The 21,505-nt window shown below is 61.8% G+C and carries 17 protein-coding genes; 6 read left to right on the top strand and 11 right to left on the bottom strand.

Going from position 1 to position 21,505, the window contains the following annotated elements; translation table 11 throughout:
• The first annotated feature begins 414 nt into the window (after nucleotides 1–414).
• From asnS to ACKXF9_RS03695, 4 genes are all read left to right on the top strand, one after another.
• Nucleotides 415–1,803: an asparagine--tRNA ligase gene (gene asnS / locus ACKXF9_RS03680; protein ID WP_418265341.1), complete on the top strand. Its 1,389-nt coding sequence runs from the start codon at nucleotides 415–417 to the stop codon at nucleotides 1,801–1,803.
• A 71-nt stretch (nucleotides 1,804–1,874) separates the two neighbouring features.
• Nucleotides 1,875–2,918, top strand: coding sequence for an A/G-specific adenine glycosylase (locus ACKXF9_RS03685; RefSeq protein WP_418265342.1), 1,044 nt, complete (start codon nucleotides 1,875–1,877; stop codon nucleotides 2,916–2,918).
• 120 nt (nucleotides 2,919–3,038) lie between these two features.
• Nucleotides 3,039–3,242 carry a phosphatase gene (locus ACKXF9_RS03690; protein WP_249237844.1) on the top strand — a complete coding sequence of 68 codons (204 nt, stop codon included), beginning with the start codon at nucleotides 3,039–3,041 and terminating at the stop codon, nucleotides 3,240–3,242.
• A gap of 133 nt (nucleotides 3,243–3,375) precedes the next feature.
• Complete coding sequence (locus ACKXF9_RS03695) at nucleotides 3,376–4,680, top strand: murein hydrolase activator EnvC family protein (protein ID WP_418265343.1); 1,305 nt, start codon at nucleotides 3,376–3,378, stop codon at nucleotides 4,678–4,680.
• A gap of 59 nt (nucleotides 4,681–4,739) precedes the next feature.
• Here ACKXF9_RS03695 and ACKXF9_RS03700 read toward each other — a convergent pair whose 3' ends face one another.
• The 3 genes from ACKXF9_RS03700 to ACKXF9_RS03710 all read right to left on the bottom strand — a co-directional run bounded on the left by ACKXF9_RS03700 (nucleotide 4,740) and on the right by ACKXF9_RS03710 (nucleotide 8,463).
• Entirely contained in the window at nucleotides 4,740–5,723 is a 984-nt protein-coding gene (locus tag ACKXF9_RS03700; RefSeq protein ID WP_249237846.1) for an aldo/keto reductase, read from the bottom strand.
• Between the two features lie 140 nt (nucleotides 5,724–5,863).
• Nucleotides 5,864–7,468, bottom strand: a complete 1,605-nt coding sequence (locus ACKXF9_RS03705) for a peptide chain release factor 3 (RefSeq protein ID WP_207698798.1) — start codon at nucleotides 7,466–7,468, stop codon at nucleotides 5,864–5,866.
• A 128-nt stretch (nucleotides 7,469–7,596) separates the two neighbouring features.
• Nucleotides 7,597–8,463: a GNAT family N-acetyltransferase gene (locus ACKXF9_RS03710; protein ID WP_418265344.1), complete on the bottom strand. Its 867-nt coding sequence runs from the start codon at nucleotides 8,461–8,463 to the stop codon at nucleotides 7,597–7,599.
• Nucleotides 8,464–8,656: 193 nt separating this feature from the next.
• On the opposite strand from ACKXF9_RS03710, the gene ACKXF9_RS03715 reads away from it, so the two are divergent.
• On the top strand, nucleotides 8,657–10,042 hold the full coding sequence (locus ACKXF9_RS03715; protein ID WP_418265345.1) for a S1C family serine protease: 1,386 nt from the start codon (nucleotides 8,657–8,659) through the stop codon (nucleotides 10,040–10,042).
• Between the two features lie 50 nt (nucleotides 10,043–10,092).
• On the opposite strand, the gene pulA is transcribed toward ACKXF9_RS03715, so the two are convergent.
• Nucleotides 10,093–12,048: a type I pullulanase gene (gene pulA, locus ACKXF9_RS03720; RefSeq protein ID WP_418265346.1), complete on the bottom strand. Its 1,956-nt coding sequence runs from the start codon at nucleotides 12,046–12,048 to the stop codon at nucleotides 10,093–10,095.
• Between the two features lie 136 nt (nucleotides 12,049–12,184).
• Between pulA and ACKXF9_RS03725 the strand changes: the two genes are divergently transcribed.
• Nucleotides 12,185–14,230 (top strand): AAA family ATPase, encoded by a 2,046-nt coding sequence (locus ACKXF9_RS03725; protein ID WP_418265347.1) that lies wholly within the window; start codon nucleotides 12,185–12,187, stop codon nucleotides 14,228–14,230.
• Nucleotides 14,231–14,283: 53 nt separating this feature from the next.
• Here ACKXF9_RS03725 and ACKXF9_RS03730 read toward each other — a convergent pair whose 3' ends face one another.
• From ACKXF9_RS03730 to aroC, 7 genes are all read right to left on the bottom strand, one after another.
• Entirely contained in the window at nucleotides 14,284–15,243 is a 960-nt protein-coding gene (locus ACKXF9_RS03730) for a helix-turn-helix transcriptional regulator (RefSeq protein ID WP_418265348.1), read from the bottom strand.
• A gap of 15 nt (nucleotides 15,244–15,258) precedes the next feature.
• Entirely contained in the window at nucleotides 15,259–16,122 is an 864-nt protein-coding gene (locus ACKXF9_RS03735; protein WP_418265349.1) for a prephenate dehydrogenase, read from the bottom strand.
• Complete coding sequence (aroA, locus tag ACKXF9_RS03740) at nucleotides 16,115–17,389, bottom strand: 3-phosphoshikimate 1-carboxyvinyltransferase (RefSeq protein WP_418265350.1); 1,275 nt, start codon at nucleotides 17,387–17,389, stop codon at nucleotides 16,115–16,117. The genes ACKXF9_RS03735 and aroA overlap by 8 nt, the downstream gene beginning before the upstream one ends.
• 222 nt (nucleotides 17,390–17,611) lie before the next feature.
• Nucleotides 17,612–18,628 carry a 3-deoxy-7-phosphoheptulonate synthase gene (gene aroF, locus ACKXF9_RS03745; protein WP_418265351.1) on the bottom strand — a complete coding sequence of 339 codons (1,017 nt, stop codon included), beginning with the start codon at nucleotides 18,626–18,628 and terminating at the stop codon, nucleotides 17,612–17,614.
• A gap of 21 nt (nucleotides 18,629–18,649) precedes the next feature.
• A complete protein-coding gene (locus ACKXF9_RS03750) occupies nucleotides 18,650–19,114 on the bottom strand; it encodes a type II 3-dehydroquinate dehydratase (RefSeq protein WP_097774636.1) in 465 nt (154 codons plus the stop codon).
• Complete coding sequence (locus tag ACKXF9_RS03755; protein ID WP_418265352.1) at nucleotides 19,095–20,357, bottom strand: shikimate kinase; 1,263 nt, start codon at nucleotides 20,355–20,357, stop codon at nucleotides 19,095–19,097. The genes ACKXF9_RS03750 and ACKXF9_RS03755 overlap by 20 nt, the downstream gene beginning before the upstream one ends.
• 1 nt (nucleotide 20,358) lies before the next feature.
• Nucleotides 20,359–21,504, bottom strand: a complete 1,146-nt coding sequence (gene aroC / locus ACKXF9_RS03760; protein WP_418265353.1) for a chorismate synthase — start codon at nucleotides 21,502–21,504, stop codon at nucleotides 20,359–20,361.
• Nucleotide 21,505 lies beyond the last annotated feature (1 nt).

The following is a 21,505-nucleotide window of genomic DNA, read 5'->3' on the forward strand; positions in this document are numbered from 1 at the left end:
CGAACGAACACCCGGGAGCAGCAAGCTGAACACGGCCTTTTGGAATGGGCCGCCAGTAGGTGCGCCGCAGGTCCTGCGTTACGGGGACAGCGCTTTTTTGAGCGCGTGAGCGACCGGACACTTCCGGTAATTCAGGTGGCACCGCGGACATTACAAGACAGCTTGTTCGCCCTGAACTTTCAGGGAGAAAAAGCTGTCTTTTCTTTTTTGGGCTTACCTTCGAGCCGCCCCGGCGCTGTCTGACGGGTCTTTTTGCCGCCATGCTTTGCTTATCTCGCTTGAAATACACAAAGTATTCCTGCGCTCAATAAGCTTTGCCTGACAACAAAAATCCTGTGTCAGCCAGCGTCTTGGCAGCTTTCAGGCAAGCCAGAATAGCATCTCTTTCTTAAAGTGTGAAAAGGAGAAAAAGTTATGGAACGTACCGAGATCGTTTCGCTGTTCAAAAACACCCCCGCCGACGGCACCGAGATCACCGTCTGCGGCTGGGCAAAGAACATCCGAGACTCCAAGAACATCGGCTTCATCGCCCTGTCGGACGGCGGCTGCTTCAAGACCCTGCAGGTGGTGCTGGAAGCCGGCAAGCTGGCCAACTACGATGAGGTCATCCACACCGGTCTGTACAGCAGCCTGCGCATCAAGGGCAGGCTGGTGCTCACCCCGCAGGCAAAGCAGCCCTTTGAGCTGAACGCCGACAGCGTGGAGATCCTGGGCGACTGCCCCGCAGAGGAATATCCCCTGCAGAAAAAGAAGATGAGCATGGAGTATCTGCGCACCATGCCCACCCTGCGCCCCCGCACCAACACCTTCAACGCTGCATTCCGGGTGCGCAGCGTCGCCGCTTATGCGATCCACAAGTTCTTCCAGGAGAACGGCTTTGTCTACGCACACTCCCCGCTGCTGACCGCCTCCGACTGTGAGGGCGCCGGTGAAATGTTCCGCGTCACCACGCTGGATCTGGAGAATGTGCCCAAGAACGAGGACGGCACTGTGGATTACACCCAGGACTTCTTCGAGAAGCCGGTCAACCTGACCGTTTCCGGCCAGCTGGAAGCCGAAGCCATGGCCATGGCATTCGGCAAGGTGTACACCTTCGGCCCCACCTTCCGCGCCGAGAAGAGCTTCACCACCCGTCACGCCGCCGAGTTCTGGATGATCGAGCCGGAGATGGCATTCTGCGACCTGTCCGGCTACATGGACACTGCCGAGGCCATGACCAAGTACGTCATCCGCTACGTGCTGGACAACTGCCCGGATGAAATGGCCTTCTTCAATCAGTTCATCGACAAGGGCCTCATCGAGCGTCTGGAGCTGGTGGCAAACAGCGAGTTTGGCCGCATCAGCTACACCGAGGCCATCGAGATCCTGAAGAAGAACAACAAGAAGTTCCAGTTCCCTGTGGAGTGGGGCGTGGATATCCAGACCGAGCACGAGCGCTACCTGACCGAGGTGGTGTTCAAGAAGCCTGTGTTTGTCACCGACTACCCGAAGGAGATCAAGAGCTTCTACATGAAGCAGAACGCCGACGGCAAGACCGTGGCAGCTGCAGATATGCTGGTGCCCGGCATCGGCGAGCTGATCGGCGGCAGCCAGCGTGAAGAGAACTACGACAAGCTGGTAGCCCGCATGGACGAGCTGGGTCTGGACAAGTCCAGCTACGACTGGTACCTGAACCTGCGCAAGTTCGGCGGCGTGGAGCACTCCGGCTACGGTCTGGGCTTCGAGCGCATGATCATGTACCTCACGGGCATCCAGAACATCCGTGACGTGCTGCCCTTCCCCCGCACCGCATACGGCTTCTGATAAGCGCGCATACTTTTACCGGGCTGCTGCATTCCGCGGCGGCCCATTTTTTGATAAGGAGCACAAAACAAGTGGAAAATATCTCTCCTGCCCTGCTGGACTGGTTCTACAAAAACCAGCGCAGCCTGCCCTTCCGCACCGACCCCAGCCCCTACCATGTATGGCTCAGCGAGATCATGCTGCAGCAGACCCGGGTCTCGGCGGCACTGCCCTACTACCAACGCTTTCTCGCCGCCCTGCCGGACATCCCGGCCCTTGCCGCCTGCGGGGAGGAAAAGCTGCACAAGCTGTGGGAGGGCCTTGGCTACTACAGCCGGGTGCGCAACCTGCAAAAGGCTGCACGCATCGTCTGCGAGCAGTACGGCGGACAGCTGCCCGCCGACTACGATGCCCTGCGGGCCCTGCCCGGCATCGGGGACTACACGGCGGGGGCCATTGCCTCCATCAGCTTCGGCATCCCGGTGCCGGCGGTGGATGGCAATGTGCTGCGGGTGTTTTCCCGCCTGTACAACGACCCTGCCGTCGTCACCGAACCGGCGGTGAAAAAGGCCTTTACGGCCCGGGTCATGGAGCACCAGCCGCCGGACGCTGCGGGCGACTACAATCAGGCCCTCATGGAGCTGGGGGCGCTGGTCTGTGTGCCGAACGGTGCGCCTTTGTGCGAAAAATGCCCACTGGCGGCAGTCTGCCGCGCCCGGGCGGCGGGCACCGCGCCGGAGCTGCCCCATAAGGCTGCGCCAAAGCCCCGGCGTATGGAGCCGGTGACACTGGCCCTGCTGGAAAGCCCGGCGGGCTTTCTTTTGCAGCAGCGCCCTGCAAAAGGCCTGCTGGCCGGGCTGTGGCAGCCGGTGCTGTGGGAGGGCGAAGCCCTTGCGGACGGAGAGGTCCTTGCCCGTCTGCGGGCCATGGGACTGGACACGGGCTGCGCTGCGCCGGACGCCCTGCCCGCCGCAAAGCATATCTTCAGCCATATCGAGTGGTACATGAGCGGCATCCTGCTGCATCTGCCTGCCCAGAGCGCCCCGGCGGGCTGCGTCTGGGCCAGCCGGGAAGCTTTGCAGGCGGAGTATACCCTGCCCGGTGCATTTAAGTCATATAAGAAGCTTATGGTATGAAATTTTGGCCTTTTTGACCTGAATGGTTGTAATTTTTGACAGGAACGGGTATAATAAAAGCCAACAAGCACTGGATAAAAGCTGAAACACCGTTTCAATCAAAAAGGAGTGTACGAACCTATGAAGAAATCTTGCCTGGTCGCTGTGATCACTGTTCTGGCTGCTGTTGCCGGTGCCCTTGCCGCTGTTGCTGTTTATCTGCACCGCCGTGAGAAGGAACTGGACGAGTACGAGCGTCTGCTGTTCGGCGAGGACGATGCTGAGACCGTTGAGCCCGCTGCTCCCGCTGAGGATTCTGCCCCTGCCGAGGACGCCGCAGAATAATCCCTGAACTGCAAAAGACCTTTCGGGCGCACCGGCAGTCTGCACAAGACTGTTTCGGTGCGCCCTTTTTGTTACATAGAAGCTGTTTTTATCGGCGGGATGCAGAAAAACAGCGTTGCGGAAGGAGTACATCATGAAGCGTTTTCTGCTCTGGCTCGTGGGTGTGGTGCTGGGCGTCGGGGTGTTTCTGGGGGCGGTGATGGGGGTGAGCTACGCCTTTACCACCGAGGGCAGCTGCCCGGACAGTGCGGCGCAGTTCGGCGGCGAAGCGCTGGAGAGCAACGGAGCCTGCTGGCAGGTGCCGCTGATCGGCGGACAGCTGGATAAGGTGTTCGCCAGCCCGGCGACCCTCACGGTGCAGAAGCTGGGCATCCTGTACACGGCCCACCCGGCCCTCACCCTGCCGGACTGGTCCGTTTATACCACCCTGACCATCCGGACGGCTTCCGGCGAGACGGTATTCACGGGCACAGCCAGTGAATACGAGAGCTTTCTGTTCCCGGCCAATGGCGAGTACAAGGCCGAACTGACCGTCTGGCGGGTGCCGGAGGGCGGTACCGTGATGCAGTTCGAGGGCGGCAGCACCGGAGCTGTGCGCAGGAATCTGAGGCTGGAAAAGCCCGCAAAGCCCACCGGCTGGTACCGTTATGCCTTCCGGTTCACCCTGCAGGCCAGCGCAGAGGCAGAGCTTTCGGCCGAGCGGGTGGAGCAGGGCGGCGTGGTGGGCCTGCGCATTTCCGGCATGACCGGCGATGCGGCCCCCACGGTGGAAACGGACCTTGGCAATGTGCAGTGCGTGCGTGCACCGGATGGCTGGCGGGCCTATATCCCGGCGGCTTACAACGCTTCCTCCGGCGGGCATGAGGTGAACATCACGGTGAACGGCGAGACGGTCAGCCGCAGCATCGTTGTGCTGCCCAGAGATTTCGGCACGGTGGATGCGGAGCCGGAGCCGGATGCATCGGAAGCGGCGAACACCCAGTTCCGCAATGCGGTCTGGGGCCTGTACGAAGCACCTGCCAGGGAAAAGCTCTGGCAGGGCGGTTTTGTGAACCCTGCGGAAAGCTACACCACGCTGGTGGATTACGGTCAGGTCAGGGTGGTCAACGGCCGGCAGGGCAGCCGCTCCAACTCCACAAAGCTCTACACCATTCCCGGCGAGCCCTGCCGCGCCCCGGCAAACGGCGTGGTGGTGCTGGCCGCAGAGCTGGCCCTCACCGGAAACACGGTGGTCATTGACCACGGCTGCGGGATGCGCAGCTACCTGTACGGGCTGCAGGCACTTTCTGTCTCTGCCGGGCAGACGGTGGAAAAGGGGCAGGCCGTGGGTGTGCTGGGCGAGGAGCTGACCATGGACTTCAAGCTTGGCAGCAAGAGCGTGAACCCATGGCCGCTGTTCCAGACCTCCGGCGGTTTGTTCTGGAAGGAGAACGGCTGAGATGCAAAAAAGCCTCTGACCATTGCGGTCAGAGGCTTTTTGCGTCTTAAATCAAAAACTCAGGAAATAGCATCCACGTCCCACTTCATGCGGACGGCATCGGCACCGTCCAGCTTGATGTTCAGCGCACCGGCGTTGTCCATCACCTGCTGCGGGGTGCGGGCACCGCACAGCACATGCAGGCCCGGGATCATGCGGGCGGTCAGGGCGATGACCAGCTGTGCCAGAGAGCAGTCGTATTTTTCGGTCAGGTCGCCCCACTTTGCCAGCATGTCCAGCGCCTGTGCCCGGCGGGCGGGCTGGAAGCTGGGGTTGGAGTTGCGGGTGCTGCCCTCGGGATAGGTGGTGTCCATGGTCACCTTGCCGGTCAGCAGGCCCTGCTCCAGCGGAGAGTATGCCTGCACCGAAACGCCCAGCTCCCTGCAGGTGGGCAGCAGCTGCTTTTCCACGCGGCGGGTCAGCAGGCTGTACTTTTCCTGAATGACGTCCAGCTGACCATACTTGCAGTAGCCGCGGATGATGTCCGCAGTCACGTTGGATGCACCGATGGCACGGATCTTGCCCTGCTCCTTTAGCTTCATCATGGCCTCCACCGTCTCTTCCAGCGGGTAGATGCCGAAATCGGGGCTCTGCCAGTGAGTGTACAGCACATCCAGATGATCGGTGTGCAGGCGGCGCAGGCTGTCCTCCACATCCTCGATGATGCTCTGGGCAGACAGGTCACGGTAGACGGCAGTGCCGTCCACGACCTTGTGCAGCACCGGCGTCTCGTGCCGCCACTCCAGACCGCACTTGGTGGAAAGCACCACCTTGTCGCGGTCGATGTGCTTCATGGCCTCGCCCACCACGGTCTCGCTGTGGTACAGGCCGTAGATGGGAGCGGTGTCGATCCACTGGATGCCCTGCTCCACAGCAGTCTGGATGGCCTTTACCGACAGGGCGTCGTCGTTGTCGCCCCACCAGGAGCCGCCGCCGATGGCCCAGGTGCCCATGCCCAGAAACGGCACCTGAATGCCGCTTTTGCCAATATTGATGTTTTGCATATACTTCCCTCCATGCCAGCAGTGTTCCCCGCAATGGGAGCAGCTCATTCCATAACTGGCATTCTTTGTTGTATTTTTTGTGTTTTGTGAAAAAAGAGCCGCAGCTGCAGGATATTCCCGCACCGCAGCTCTCTTTCAACTCAGATATTGCCGAACTCGCTCAGTTTCAGCGTTTCGTTGTGGGTCTCGGCCCAGCGCACGGCCCAGTCAGAAGTGAACAGCAGCAGGCGGTTGCCCTTCATATCCTCCACAGCCTTGGTGTCGCTGGTCAGGTCCAGATCCCGCAGGTTGTAGGTGTCGGGGTCGTTCTGTACCCAGCGCAGCTGCTCAAAGGGCAGCTGCTGCATCCGGATCTCCACGTTGTACTCGGTGTTCAGGCGGTACTCCAGCACTTCCAGCTGCAGCACGCCGACCACGCCGACCACCACTTCTTCCATGCCGCCGCCCACTTCGCGGAAGATCTGGATGGCACCCTCCTGCGCGATCTGCTCCATGCCCTTCACGAACTGCTTGCGCTTCATGGTGTCCTTCTGCTCAATGCGGGCAAAGTGCTCCGGGGAGAAGGTGGGGATGCCCGCAAACTGGACCTTCTTTTTGCCGGTGCACAGGGTGTCGCCGATGGAGAAGATGCCCGGGTCGAACAGGCCGATGATATCGCCGGCGTAGGCCTCGTCCACGATAGCGCGGTCCTGCGCCATCAGCTGGGTGCCGGTGGCCAGCTTGATGTTCTTGCCCTCCTGCACATGGAAGGCCTCCATGCCGCGCTCGAACTTGCCGGAGCAGATGCGCATAAAGGCGATGCGGTCGCGGTGGGCCTTGTTCATGTTGGCCTGGATCTTGAAGATGAATGCCGAGAACTCGTCGCGGCAGGGGTCCACGGTCTCGCCGGTCAGGCTGTCCACGCGGGCCAGCGGGGTGGGAGTGAGCCGCAGGAAGTTCTCCAGAAAAGGCTCCACGCCAAAGTTGGTCAGGGCAGAACCAAAGAAAACGGGGCTCAGCTCGCCGCGCAGCACCTTGTCGAGGTCAAATTCCTCGGCGGCACCGTCCAACAGCTCGATCTCATCCACCAGCTGCTGGTGCAGGTAGGGGGTGAGCAGCTCGTCCAGTGCGGGATCGCCCAGCTCGGCCTCGGTCTCATCCACCTTCTTCACGCCGTTGGCGCGGCCGTCGCTGGAAAATGCCAGCACCTTGCGGGTGTTGCGGTCGAACACGCCCTTGAACTCCTTGCCGCAGCCGATGGGCCAGTTCATGGGGTAGGTCTTGATGCCCAAAATCTCCTCGATGTTCTCCATCAGCTCAAAGGGGTCGCGGGCTTCGCGGTCCATCTTGTTGACGAAGGTGAAGATGGGGATGTGGCGCAGGGTGCACACCTTGAACAGCTTGATGGTCTGTGCCTCCACGCCCTTTGCGGCGTCGATGACCATGACGGCAGAGTCTGCCGCCATCAGGGTGCGGTAGGTATCCTCCGAGAAGTCCTGATGGCCCGGGGTGTCCAGAATGTTCACGCACTTGCCCGCGTAGTTGAACTGCAGGACAGAGGAGGTGACGGAAATACCGCGCTGCTTCTCAATGTCCATCCAGTCGGACACGGCGTGCTTTGCGCTCTGCTTGCCCTTGACGGAGCCTGCCTGATTGATGGCTCCGCCGTACAGCAGCAGCTTTTCGGTCAGAGTGGTCTTACCGGCGTCGGGATGGCTGATGATCGCAAACGTCCGGCGGCGCTCGATTTCTTCACGATTTGTCATAAACTATTATTTCTCCTGAAATGGATGGAACTCCTTCCGTCACGGCGTCAGCCGTGACGGAAGGAGTATATTTTTACACATACGTACCCTATTTTATCCGAAAACGCTCCATAATGCAAGTGTTTTCGTTATTTTTTCAGGATGATGCAGGGCAGAGGCGCGGTTTCGGCCCAGTTGGCAAAATCACACACCAGAACGGTAAAACTTTTGAGCGGAAGTGCCCGGAGATATTCCAGCACCGTCTGCTTTTCGTCCGTGCCGATGACCTGCCCGCTGTAGAGGATGGCGCTCACCACGCCGCCGGGCCGCACGGCTTCCAAAGCCGCCTGCAGGGCGGGGATGCTGCTCTGTGCGGTGGAGAACACTGCGTGGTCGGCCCCGGGCAGCCAGCCAAAGTTGAACATCACCGCATCTGCCGTGCCGGGCTGCACAACCTGTAAAAGGTCTGCGTGGCTTTGGCAGTGCAGCTCATACCGGGAGGCGGGCACGCCCAGCTGCTCCAGATGCTTCCGGGTGGATGCAATGGCCTCGGGCTGGATGTCGAAGCCCAGCACCCTGCCCTCCGGAGCGGTGAGCCCGCACAGGAAGGCTGTGTCGCCGCCGTTGCCGCAGGTGGCATCGATGCAAAGGCGCGGGCGGCCCAGCCGTGCGGCTAAAAAGTCCTGCACGAACCGGACGGCTGTCAGGTCCGGGGTGCGGCGGCGCACCAGCTGCGGCCCCTCTGCTGCAAAGCCGAACCTTGCCCAGAAGGCAAGCTCTGCGGCATTGGCGGGCAGCGGGGCGGTGAACACCGTGGCCTGCTCGCGGTCATATCCGGCAAAGCTGCGCAAGATTTCTTTTAGAAAATAGGAACCGTACCCTTTGCGCCGCCACTGGGGCTGAATGCAAAGGGCGGCGATGGCGGCCCCCTTCGGGGCCGGGGTCAGGGTGCAAAAGCCGATCTGTGTTTTCTCCTTGTAAAGGGCAAAGCCCTCCTTTGTGCGGTGCAGCTCCATGGTGTGTTCCCTCCTGAATCTGCTTCTAAAATAGCAAGTGCGGGGGCTGCTGTCAAGAGCAGAAAGTGTGTCTTTATTTCACAGTTTCTTCACTGCGCAAGCGATTGATTTTCACAATTGTCCGCTACAATGAGAACAGTTCAAAGGAGCATGGCTCCTGTGGGCAGATCCTCTACGGAAAGGAAGTATCAACATGGGCAACGAGAACAAGTGGGAATATGATTATTCCTCTCAGAATAGACCCGAAGGCGGCACCGGCTATCCCAATGTGGGCAGCAGCGGCATGAATACCGCCAACCAGTACAATGACCCGCAGCCGGAGGCGCGCGCAGCAGAGCCTGAGACGGCCGGCGGAGCAGGCGGCACCACGCCGCCGGTACAGCCGGTGCAGCCGCAGACCGGCGCAAAGCCGCCCCGCAAAAAGAAGAAGGGCACCGGCAGGCGCATCGCACGCAGTGCGGTGGCGCTGGTGCTGGCCGCAGCCATGGGCTTTGCCGGCGGCTTTGTGGGCGCAAAGTTCGGCGGCAGTGGTAAGGTGGTCATCCAGCAGGTGGCACCTTCCTCCACGGCAAGCAGCTCCGACAGTGCGGACAGCAGCATCGCCGCAGCGTCCAGCACCGGCACCGACCTGACCACCGAGCAGGTGGCCGATCTGGTCAGCCCCAGCGTGGTGGTCATTACCACCGAGCAGGTGGTCTATTCCCAGTGGTCCTGGTACGGCCAGAATCAGGTGGAGAGCGGCGCCGGCAGCGGCGTCATCATCAGCTCGGACGGCTACATCCTCACCTGTGCACATGTGGTGGACGGCGCTTCTACCATCACCGTTACCATTGGTGACAAGGACTATACCGCCACCCTCGTGGGCGAGGATACCACCAGCGATATCGCGGTCATTAAGATCGACGCCGACGGCCTGACCCCCGCCACCGTGGGCAACAGCGACGGCCTGAAGGTGGGCCAGAGTGTGATGGCTGTGGGCAACCCGCTGGGTGAGCTGGGCGGCACCGTCACCGGCGGCATGATCAGCGCTTTGAACCGCAGCGTCACCATTCAGGGCAGCAGTTCTGTGAACACCATGTCCCTGATCCAGATGGATGCTTCGGTCAGCCCCGGCAACTCCGGCGGCGGCCTGTTCAACATGAACGGTGAGCTGATCGGCATTGTGAACGCAAAATCCTCTTCCAGCGACGCCGAGGGTCTGGGCTTTGCCATCCCCATCAACGACGCCATCAAGGTGGCGCAGGAGCTGCTGGAGAACGGCTATGTGACCGGACGGCCTTATCTGGGCATCACCTATCTGGCCGTTGAGGATGCACAGACCGCAGCCCAGCTGGGCGTGAACGCCTACGGCGTCTACGTTGTGGAGGTGGTCAAGGGCGGCCCTGCCGAGAAGGCGGGTCTTCAGGCCGGAGACCGCATCGTGAGCGTGGACGGCACCGAGATCGCCTCTAAAGACGACCTTGGCACCCTGATGCAGAAGCATGCCGCAGGCGACACCCTCTCCATCACCATTGCGCGTGAAGGCCAGATGCAGACGGTCAATGTGACGCTGGGCGAAAAGACGGCTTCCAACAGCTGAACAAAATAGAAAACAGGAGCGGATGAGAGTTTTCCATCCGCTCCTGTTTTTTATATCTGTCCGAAGATGGTGGCGCTGTAAGGCATCAGTACGGCCTCGTGCTCGTACACCCTTGCCGGGCCGCGCCACAGGCTGGAAGAAATGCCATCGCTCAGCATCTGCCAGCGCCCAACCGGCAGCGGCACGGTCCTGCCGACATCGGTGGGGTTGTAGAACACACACAGCGCCTGCCATGCCGCACCATCGCCCCACTGTGCCGGCAGGAGCCAGCCCACCAGCGGCTGCTCCAGCGAGAAAAAGTGCAGGGCATCCGGCGCGTGGGGGTCGGTGCTGGAAAGCTGCGGGAACCTTGCCCGCAGCGCCAGCAGGCCGCGGTAGTAGTCCACCAGTGCATGATATTTTTCGGCCCGCTCCCAGTCCAGCCGGTTCAGCGCAGGCGAGGAGCGGTAGCTGTTGCCCTTCCCTTTTTTGGTGCGGGCAAACTCCTCGCCCGCCTGCAGGAAAGGCAGGCCGAAGCTGGTCAGGTAAATGCCCGCCGCCAGCCGGTTCTGGGCAAGGGCTGTGCCGTCTGCCGCCGTGAACTCCGGCTTTTCGTACCGGACCAAAAGCAGCTTGTCCCACAGGGTGAAGTTGTCGTGGGCGGAAACATAGTTCACGATCTGGCTGGGCGCGTGGGGCGGCAGACGGTCACTGCGGCACCATGCCGCCACCGCACCGCCGATGTCCCAGAAGCTGCCGGGCCTGCCCTCCACATAGCCCGGCTCCCGGGCGCTGAAGCAGCCGCCCTTGATGGTGTCGCGGGTGTCGTCGCAGAAGATGCCGATGCGCTCGTTCAGCATGGACAGATTGGCCTTGTTGGCCTCGTACCGGTGCAGCTGGCTGCCGCCGCCCTGCCACGGCTCGCCGTACATCAGGATATCCCGCCCGCCGGGCAGCGCATCCAGCGCGGCGCGCACGGCGTTGATGGTCTCCACATCGTACAGGCCCATCAGGTCGAACCGGAAGCCGTCGATGTGGTATTCCTGCGCCCAGTAGAGGATGGAATCGATCATATACCGCCGGGCCATGGGCCGCTCGCTGGCAAATTCGTTGCCGCAGCCGCTGCCGTTGGAAAAGCTGCCGTCCTCGTTCTGGCGGAAAAAGTAGCAGGGCACGGTATCGTTCAGCGGGTTCTCATTGCGGTACATGTGGTTATACACCACATCCATCACCACGCCGATGCCCGCCGCGTGCAGCGCTGCGATCATCTCCCGGCACTCCCGGATGCGCACCTCGCCGCGGGTGGGGTCGGTGGAATAGCTGCCCTCGGGCACATTGTAGTTGGTGGGGTCATAGCCCCAGTTGTACTGCCGCAGCAGCGGCTTTGCCTCGTCCACGCTGCCAAAATCAAAAATGGGCATCAGCTGCACATACTTTACGCCAAGCCGCTTTAAATAATTCAGGCAGGTGGGGTGGATGCCGTCCCCGTGCAGGGTGGTGCCCTGCTGGGTAAAGGCCATAAACTTGCCCCGCCATGCCGGGCGCACGCCGCTGGCAGCGTCCTGCGAGAAGTCGCGCACGCTCACCTCCCACACTGCGCGCTGCTCCGGTGGGATGACCGGACGCACATCCCGCTCCCACCCGGAGGGGGCGGTGCGGGCAAGGTCCACGATCATGCTGCGGGTGCCGTTCACACCGGCAGCGCGGGCGTAGGGGTCGCCGGTCTGGCGCGAAATGCCATCCACTGTGACCGTATAGGTATAGTATCGTCCGTGCTGGTCGCCGGGCAGATAGATGCTCCACACCCCCTGCTGCCCCCGCTCCAACGGCAGGGTGCCTATGGGCTCACCGCCGCTGCCTTTGCGGTAAAGGCTGACCTCCACCCTCTGCGCCGTGGGTGCCCACAGGCGCAGATGGGTGCCGGAAACAGCATATTCCTGCCCCAGCGGGCCGGTGTAGGTGGTTTGAAGGTCAAAGGAGATGCTCTCGTATAGCGTTTTCAGTTCGGCGGGCGTTTTGACGGTCATAGTTTCTTCATTCCTTCTTGCAGATTTCCTATCAGATATAAGTGTAAACACCGGCGGTCTTTTTTGCAAGAGGGAATTGCAAAACCTGTCCGGGTACACTATACTGGAAGAAAACGACAAAAACGGAGGGCAAACCATGGCATATACCGACGATTGGGAAAACCTTATGAACGGTGTGTTCGGTGCAGGGGGCAGGCCGCGCTTTGGCGGCACCGCCCAGCCGGAGGCGAAGCCGCAGAAATCCGGGACCTCAGCCGTGCCGGACCTGAACGCTGCTCTGCTGGAAAACCAGAAGCAGCTGGATGCCCTGCTCAAAAAGCAGAATGCCCAGCTCCGAACGAAGGATGACGCGGTGCAGTCTGCACTGAAGGACAGCCGCCAGATGCTGCGGGATATGGAAGCCGACGGCCTGCTTGCCAAAGGTACGGCAGACCTGCCCGCAGAGCAGCTGGGCAGCTTTGAGGGCCTTGCCGCCGAGGTAAAAAAGACCGTGCTGGGGCAGGACGCCTTTGTGGACAGTGTGGTGCGCGCCATGCGCCGGCCCTTTGTGCTGGGCACCGAGCGCCCGGCGGCACGCAACGTGATCCTGATCTGCGGAGGTGCGGGCACCGGGCGGCACTTTGCGCTGGAAGAGACCGCCCGCATCATGGCGGCGCGGGGCCTGTTGCAGAGCGACAAAACCGCGGTGGTGGATCTTGCCCTCTACCCCAATTCCGGTGCGGAAAAGCTGTTTTTGCAGGATCTGTATGCGGCCCTGCACGCACCCGGGGAGATCGTGATCTTTGAGCACTACGAAAGCTGCCACCCCGGCTTCCTGAAAATGCTGTCCGATCTGGCCGTCAAGGGCAGTGCGCCGCTTTCCAGCCGGTATCTGGTGAACAAGGAGGGCATCCTTGTGGATGCGGGCACGGCGCTGGCCCCGGGCGCAGTGAGCAGCATCACCCCCTGCGGCAAGTACCTCTTCTTCTTTTCCCGCAAGGGCCGGGACGCGCTGGCAGATAAGTTCGGTGCGCCCTTTGTGGCGGCGGTGGGGGATGTGTGTGTGACCAGCGCCTTTGCCCGCGAGGACCTTGCAGCGCTGGCGGCGCAGCAGCTGAATGCGCTGGCCCAGAAGGTGAGCACCCGCCTCGGTCTGACCCTCTGTGCGGGGGCCGATGTGCGGGACTATGTTGCAGCCCGGTGCACCAAAGAAAAGGGCGCAGCGGGCCTTGCGGAAGCCTGTGATGAGATCTTCCGTGCCCTGAGTGAATACTGCCTGCAGACCGATGCAAAGCTTACCGGCACCGTCACCCTGACCGCAAAGCCGGAGGGTGTGTGGTTCAGCCTGAACGGCGGCGGGGAGCAGGCGCTGTCCGCCCTGCTGCCCGCCGAGTACACGGGGGCTGCGGAAGCGGTCCGCGCAGAGCTTGACAGCCTTGTGGGCCTTGGGGCGGTCAAGGAGTATGTGTTCGGTCTGGCGGATAACCTGCAGGTGCAGCAGCGCCGCGCGGCGGCAGGCTTCAAGACTGCCAGCCTTTCCATGCACATGATCTTCACCGGCAACCCGGGCACCGGCAAGACCACCATTGCCCGGCTGGTGGCAAAGTACCTCAAGGCTATCGGCGCGCTGAAGGGCGGTCAGCTAGTGGAAGTGACCCGCGCCGACCTTGTGGGGCGCTACACCGGCCACACCGCCCCGCTGACCAATAGCGTCATCGAGAGTGCGCTGGGCGGTGTGCTGTTCATCGACGAAGCCTACAGCCTCTACCGCGGCGAGCAGGACAGCTTTGGCCTCGAAGCCATCGACACCCTTGTGAAGGGCATGGAGGATCACCGGGACGAGCTGGTGGTCGTTCTGGCGGGCTACACCCGGGAGATGGAAGTGTTCCTTACCGCCAACAGCGGCCTTGCCAGCCGCTTCCCCAACAAGATCGAGTTCCCGGACTACACGGCAGACGAGCTGCTGGACATCACCAACGTGCTGGCAAAGGGCAAGGGCTACCGCCTTGCCGAGGGCTGCACCTTCCCGCTTTTGGGCTACTACAAGCGCCGTCAGGCGCTGGACAGCCGCACCGCCGGCAACGGCCGTCTTGCCCGCAACACGCTGGAAAAGGCCATCTTCCACCAGAGCCGCCGCCTTGTGGCAGAGCCGGACGCGGAGCTGGACCTGATCCTGCCCGGCGATCTGGAATTTGAGGAATAACTTCCATATATGAGAACGGCTCCTGCCCATTGGGCAGGAGCCGTTCTTTTCGGTTATTGATGCATCTCCGCTAATTTTTGGGCCATTTCCCGCATCCCCTGCCGCACCTCGGCGGGGGCGGTCACTTCCACCTTGCCGTCAAAGCCGCACACCCAGCCGTAGAACTGGGGGCTGACGCACACCGGCACATCAAAGTGGAAGTGGGTGCCGTCCTCTTCCGGAACAAAGACCGGCGCTTTGCCAAAACGGTCTTTCATGGCCGCTTCAAGGTCAGCCGAGCAGCGCAGGGTGACCCGGTATTCGGTGCCGCCGAACATATTAAAGTGCTTGCGCAGGTAGGCGGGCAGGTCAAACTGGCGGAACTCGGCTTTGCCCCGGCGGGCATCGCCCAGCACTGTCACGGCAGACATGCGGTCCACACGGTAGTTGCGGATGCCGGCAGGCTCTTTCTCGTCCTGATAGGCAATGAGGTAGTAGCACCCGCCGTCCCACGCCAGCCGCCACGGGCTCACGGTGCGGGTGCCGTCTTTTTTGTACCGGAAGCTCACCATCCGGCCTGCGTTGATGGCGCTGTGCAGGGCGTCGATGCTGTACAGCAGGGTGTGGCTGTCGCTTTTGGGGCGGCCGTCCACATACACCTGACGCTGCAGCTGGGAACCCTCGTAGTCGGAGCAGAGGGCTTCCAGCTTGTGGATGAGCTTTCTGCTGGTGCGGGCAGAGATGACCTTGCTGGCCTGTACGGCATCCACCAGCAGCTTCAGCTCAGAAAGCTCAAAGGTGCGGCTGGCCAGCCAGTAGCCGCCGCCGCGCCCGCGCCGCAGCTGGATGTCATACCCCAGACTGCGCAGGGTGTCGATATCGCTGTAGATGCTTTTGCGCTCGGCAAGAATGTCCTGCTGTTCCAGCAGCTCTACCAGCTGCGGTACATTGAGCAGGTGTTCTTCGTCGGTCTTTTGTTCCAGAATACGCAAAAGGGTCAAAAGCTTGGATTTCTGGCCTTCCTGCTTGGGCATGGGAGCACCTCCGGTTTATTCGGGCAGTTTTTTGTCGAACGCCGCGCGGCGCTGGGTGGAAAGACGGAACATCTGTTCCAGCTTATCCCGGTCGTCGGCCACAAGAGCAGAGCGCATTTCCAGCAGAGCGGCATCGAACTGGTCGATCTCGCTGATCAAGTTCTGTTTGTTCCACAAAAACAGTTCTGCCCACATTTTATCGTTGATGCGTGCAATGCGGGTCAGGTCACGGAAGGAGTCGCCGGTGTACTCGCACAGCGAAGAGTTATCGTTGGCGCACATCAGGCTCACGGCGATGGCGTGGCACAGCTGGCTCACATAGCCGATCATCTTGTCGTGTTCCTGCACCGTCAGGGTGCAGATGTGGTGGAAGCCCAGCACTTCGGCCAGCTCTCGCAGCCACTGGATGGCTTCGGGCGTGTTCTTTTCCGTGGGGGTGATGATGAAGTTGGCCGGGGCAAAGTTCACCTCGGCGGCGTGCTCCACGCTGGAAGTCTCACGGCCTGCCATCGGGTGGCTGGCAATGAACTCCACGCCCGCCGGGCACATGGCCTGCACTGGCTCCACAAGGCCGGTCTTTACGCCGGAAACATCGGTAAAGATGCAGCCGGGCTTGAGCAGATGGCCGTAGGTGCGGAACCACTCGATGAGGGCCGTGGGGTACAGACCAAAGATGATGTGGTCGGCGCTGCTCACAAGGTCCTCAAAATCGTGGGTCTTGCCGCTGGCGATATAGCCGTGCTCTAGCGCGTACTGCAAATGCCCTTCGCTGCGGTTGATGCCGTCCACATGGAAGCCGGCTTTCGTCAGTTCCAGCGCGTATTTGCCGCCCAGCAGGCCAAGGCCCACCACGAGATAACGTTTTGTTTTATCAAGCATATTCCACCTCCGCGCCCAAGGGCTTGATGGCTTCAAAGAAATTCGGCCAGCTTTTTGTAATGGCTTCGGCATCGTCCACGGTCAGGGGGATGCCCGTACTCAGGGCCAGCACCGCAAGGCTCATGACCACACGGTGGTCATTGTGCCCATGCAGAACACCCGCCGGAGCGTGCAGCCTGTCCGCGCAGCCCTGTACCGTAATGGTGCCGCCCTCGCTTTCCACTAGGCCGCCCACGGCGCGCAGCTCGGCCTCCATGGCCGCGATGCGGTCACTCTCCTTCAGGCGTAAACGCTCTGCGTTGCGGATGACTGTAGTGCCTTCGCACAGCAGGCCCAGCACCATGAGCACAGGGCCAAGGTCCGGGCAGTCCGCAAGGTCGATGTCCACCCCGTGCAGGGGGGCCTTTTCAAAAGAGATGCCCTCTGCCGTGCGGGTAAACACCGCGCCGCAGCGGCGCAGGATATCCAGAATGGCGGCATCGCCCTGCAGCGTTTCCGGGGCAAGGCCGGTGATGGTCACGCCGCCGCACGCGGCACCCAGCACCGCCGGGAACGCGGCCTGACTGTAATCGCCCTCCACGGTGTAATCGCAGGGGTGATAGTGCTGCCCGCCCGGGATGGCAAGAGTGTTTTCGTCCAGCCAATGGCTCTGCACACCGAAGGCTGCCTGCACAGAGCGGGTCATATCGATGTAGCTGCGGCTCTCCACCGGCGGGATGAGGTGCAGCGTGCTGTTGCCGGAAAGCAGCGGCAGGGCAAACAGCAGCCCGCTGATGAACTGGCTGGATACATTGCCTGCAAGGCGGTATTCGCCGGGGGTCAGTGCCCCTTCCACGGTCAGCCCGGCAGCGCTCTGCTCAAACCGCAGGCCCTGCTCCCGGTACAGAGCTTCATACACCGACTGAGGCCGCTCCATCAGCCGCCCGCGGCCGGTGAAGGAAACTGCCTGTCCGGTCAGGCTGGCGATGGGGATGAGAAAGCGCAGGGTGCTGCCGCTCTCGCAGCAGTCCACCGGCGCGGCAAGAGGCACAAAATGCCCCAGCCCTTCCACCACGGCATCGTCTGCGCCGGTGCGCACACGGGCGCACAGCTGTGCCGCTGCGCCCAGCGTGGCAGAGATGTCCTTGCTGAATTCCAGATTGGTGATGTGGCTGCGGCCTTCGGCCAGCGCGGCGCAGAGCACAGCACGGTGGGCCATGCTCTTGCTGGGTGGGGCAGTGATGGTGCCGGAAATTTTACTCGGGGATCGTGTTATTGTTACAAGCATAGATAAATCCTTTAGGCGGCTTGCCCTCTCCGTCATCGCTTACGCGATGCCACACTCCCCCTTTTGCCACCTACGGTGACATCTTCCCCCGGAGCGGGGGAAGTCTTTCCTCAAAGCGAGAGGCTTTGGCAGTACGGCAAAGTTTCTGGTTTTGCCAAGGGCTCCCCCTTTGGGGGAGCTGTCGAACGAATGTGAGACTGAGAGGGCGAGGACGCTTGCCTTTTACATATCCCGGCCAATGGCCCATGCCACCTGACGGCACTTTGCCATGGCCTGTGCGAAGGAATCCGGGGTCAGGCACTGTGCGCCGTCGCTCCATGCGTGCTGCGGGTCGTAGTGGACCTCCACTTCCAGACCGTCGGCACCGGCGGCCACGGCAGCGATCATCATGGGCTCGACCAGATTGGCCTTGCCGGTGGCGTGGCTGGGGTCCACGATGATGGGCAGGTGGGTCTTTTCGTGGATGATGGGCACTGCAGAGAGATCGAGGGTGTTGCGGGTGTACTTCTCGAAGGTACGGATGCCGCGCTCGCACAGGATGACCTGCTCGTTGCCGCCGGCCATGATGTACTCGGCGCTCATGATCCACTCCTCGATGGTGTTGCACAGGCCGCGCTTGAGCAGCACGGGCTTGTGCATCTTGCCAACGGCCTTGAGCAGCTGGAAGTTCTGCATGTTGCGAGCACCGATCTGCACCACGTCCACATACTCCTCAAACTCCGGGATGCGGTCCTCGCTCATCAGCTCGGAGACGATGGGCATGCCGGTAGCCTCGCGGGCCTTTACCATGTCCAGAATGCCCTCGGTCTCAAGGCCCTGGAAGGAGTAGGGAGAGGTGCGGGGCTTGTAGGCACCGCCGCGGAACAGGGTGGCACCGCCGGCCTTCACGCTCTGTGCAATGCGCAGAGCCTGCTCTGCACCCTCGATGCTGCAGGGGCCTGCCATGACGGCGATCTTTTCCTTGCCGCCGATCTTCACGCCGCCGCAGTCGATCACGGAATCTGCCGGGTGGAACAGGCGGTTTGCACGCTTATAGGGCGCGGACACGCGGGTGACGTTGTCGATCCACGGGTTTGCCAGCACATCCCGTTCGTCGATCTTGGTGGTGTCGCCCACAAGACCGAACACGTTGTAGTCCTTGCCGGTGATCAGGGTCACGTCCAGACCCTGCTTCTCGAATTTGTCAACGATCTTTTCCAGTTCATCCTTCGGAGTCCCTTTTTTGGTGGAGATGATCATAGTGATAATTTCCTTTCGTTTTTACATCACGATATGCGCCTTGCTGGAGCCGTCGGTGCGCAGCAGCTGGGCCAGATAAATGCAGGCGTGCAGGTAGCCCTGCGGGCCTTCCCCGATGAAGTGGCCCTGACAGCCAAAGGACACCACGTCCGTCTTGCGGAAGGGCTCCCGCTCGTCCGGGGCGTGCAGCATCACTTCCACGGCGGGTACGCCGCACAGGCGCAGCGCATCCAGAATGGCCACGCTGTAGTGGGCGTAGGCACCAGGGTTCAGCACGATGCCGTCCACCCGGCCCGCTGCGGCCTGAATTTCGTCCACGAGGTCGCCCTCGTGGTTGGACTGGCAGCAGTCGGTCTCAATGCCCAGCTGTTCGCAGCCTGCCTGCACATAGTCCATGATGGCGTTATAATCCAGCTCACCGGGTACGCCCGGCTCCGACCAGCGCATGATGTTGAGGTTCGGGCCGTTAAGAATCAAAAATTTCATCCAGTGCCTCCATGGCGGCATGCAGGGCATCGTCCAGCGTGCCGTTGTTGGGAATGACGGCATCTGCCGCTGCCAGATACAGCGGACGGCGCTGTGCTTCCATCTGGCGCAGTGCGTCCATGCTGGAAGAAAGCGGCCTGCCGCCGCCCACGGCCAGCGCATCCACCGGCCGGTCGATGAACAGAATGACACCGTTCTGGTGCAGAGCACGCAGATTCTCCGGCTTTTTTACAATGCCGCCGCCGCAGGAAATGAGCTGCCGGCCCTCTTTGCCAAAGCGCTGTGTTTCGGCAGTTTCCTTTGTGCGGAAGCCGTCCTCGCCCTCGGCTGCAAAGATATCCGGGATGCTGCGGCCGTCGGTCTTTACGATCTCCTCATCCAGATCCACAAAGGTACGGCCAAGGCTCTTTGCCAGCATCCTGCCGAGGGTGGTCTTGCCGGAAGAGGGCATCCCGATCAGGGCAATGTTCAGCATATCCCGGCGCAGTGCGGCAGTGATGCGCCGAATTTCAACCGGCGCATCCTCGAACTTGCGGTCCAGAAAATATTCTGCGGCATACACCGCCTGCGCCACCAGCATTTCAAGGCCGCCCACAGCCACCGGCACGCCCGCTTCCTCGGCGCGGAGAATGAGCTCGGTCTTGTCGGGGTTGTACACCACATCCACTACAGCCTCGAGGCCCGGCATGGCGGCAACGTCCAGATTGCACACACCTGCATTCGGGTACATGCCCGCCGGGGTGGTGTTTACCACGATCTGTGCCCCGCTGGAAACGGCCTCGGCATAGCTCAGCTCGCCCTTTTCCGGGTCCGGATGGCGGCTGACGGTGAGCACCTTTGCCGCACCCTTGTCCCGGGCCACAGCGCTGGTGGTGTTGTGGGTGCCGCCGGTGCCCAGAATGAGCACGGTCCTGCCTGCAAAATTCACGCCGTGGGCATCGCACAGGTGGGCAAAGCCCATGTAGTCGGTATTGTATCCATAGAGCAGGCCGTTTTTGTTCACCACCGTGTTCACCGCTCCAATGGCCTTAGCCCGCGGGTCGATGTAGGAACAGTATCCCATCACCAGCTTCTTATAGGGGATGGTGACATTGATGGCCTTGAACTGCCGCCGATGCAGAAACGCCCGGGCCTCTTCCTCCGTGGGCAGAGGGCACAGGTCGTAGTGGTAGCCGCAGAGCATCTCGTGGATGATCTTGGAGTAGGAGTGGCCGAGTTTTGCGCCGATGAGTCCGTATTCCATTTTACTCGTCCTCCTTCCGGAAGCTGGTGGGGTGGGTCATCCAGGCCTCGCCGTAGCGTGCCGTGAGCAGGTCGCCCACAGCCAGTGCGGCGGCGCAGCTCTGCACGATGGCGGCTCTGGGCACGATGCAGGGGTCGTGACGGCCCTGAATGGACAGCTGCGCGTCCTTTTTGGCAAGATAGTCCACTGTATCCTGCTGCTTGTAGATGCTGGGTGTGGGTTTGACCACGGTGCGGAACACCACCGGCATCCCGTTGGCGATGCCGCCGTTGACGCCCGCATTGTGGTTGGTGGCAGTGACGACTGCTCCCTGCGGCGTCATGCGGAAGGCGTCGTTTGCTTCGGAGCCGCGCATTCCGGCAAAGCCGAAGCCGGTGCCGAACTCGATGCCCTTGACGGCGGGCACCGAGAACGCCAGATGTGCGATCTCGCTTTCCACGCTGTCGAAATAGGGCTCGCCGATGCCGGCCGGCAGGCCGAGGATGGCGGTTTCCAGCATCCCGCCCACGCTGTCGCCCTCGGCTCCGGCGGCACGGATGGCGGCTTTCATGGGTTCTTCTACGCTCTCGTCCAGCACCGCAAAGCCCTCGGGCTTGCTGGCAAGGGTTTCCACCTGTGCAGCCAGCTGTGCGGCATCGTCCAGCGCAAAGCGGGTGTCCGCAATGCCGGCACACTCCGCGATATGGGTGGTGATGTCGATGCCCGCACGGTGCAGTGCGCTCAGCACGATGGCACCGCCCGCCACAAGGGCGGCCGTCACCCGGCCGGAGAAGTGCCCGCCGCCCCGGGCATCCTGAAAGCCGTGGTACTTGGCATAGGCGGTATAGTCTGCGTGGCCGGGGCGCAGAAGGTCTGCGGTCTTGGCGTAATCGCCGCTGCGGGTGTTGGTATTTTCGATCATCAGGGCAATGGCGGTGCCGGTGGTGCGGCCGTTCACCACGCCGGACAGCAGCTGCACGGCATCTGCCTCCACCCGGGGGGTGGACAGGCCGTCGCCCCGGGCACGGCGCTTGTCCATGCAGGCGGCGAGAAAGGTCTCGTCCACCGGCAGGCCTGCGGCCATGCCGTCCAGCACCGCGCCGATGGCGCGGCCGTGGCTCTCGCCGAAAATGGTCAGCGAAAGGTCGCTGCCGAATGTATTTTTCATG

Source organism: Faecalibacterium sp. 9 (assembly GCF_048320955.1).
Lineage (GTDB): Bacteria > Bacillota > Clostridia > Oscillospirales > Ruminococcaceae > Faecalibacterium > Faecalibacterium wellingii.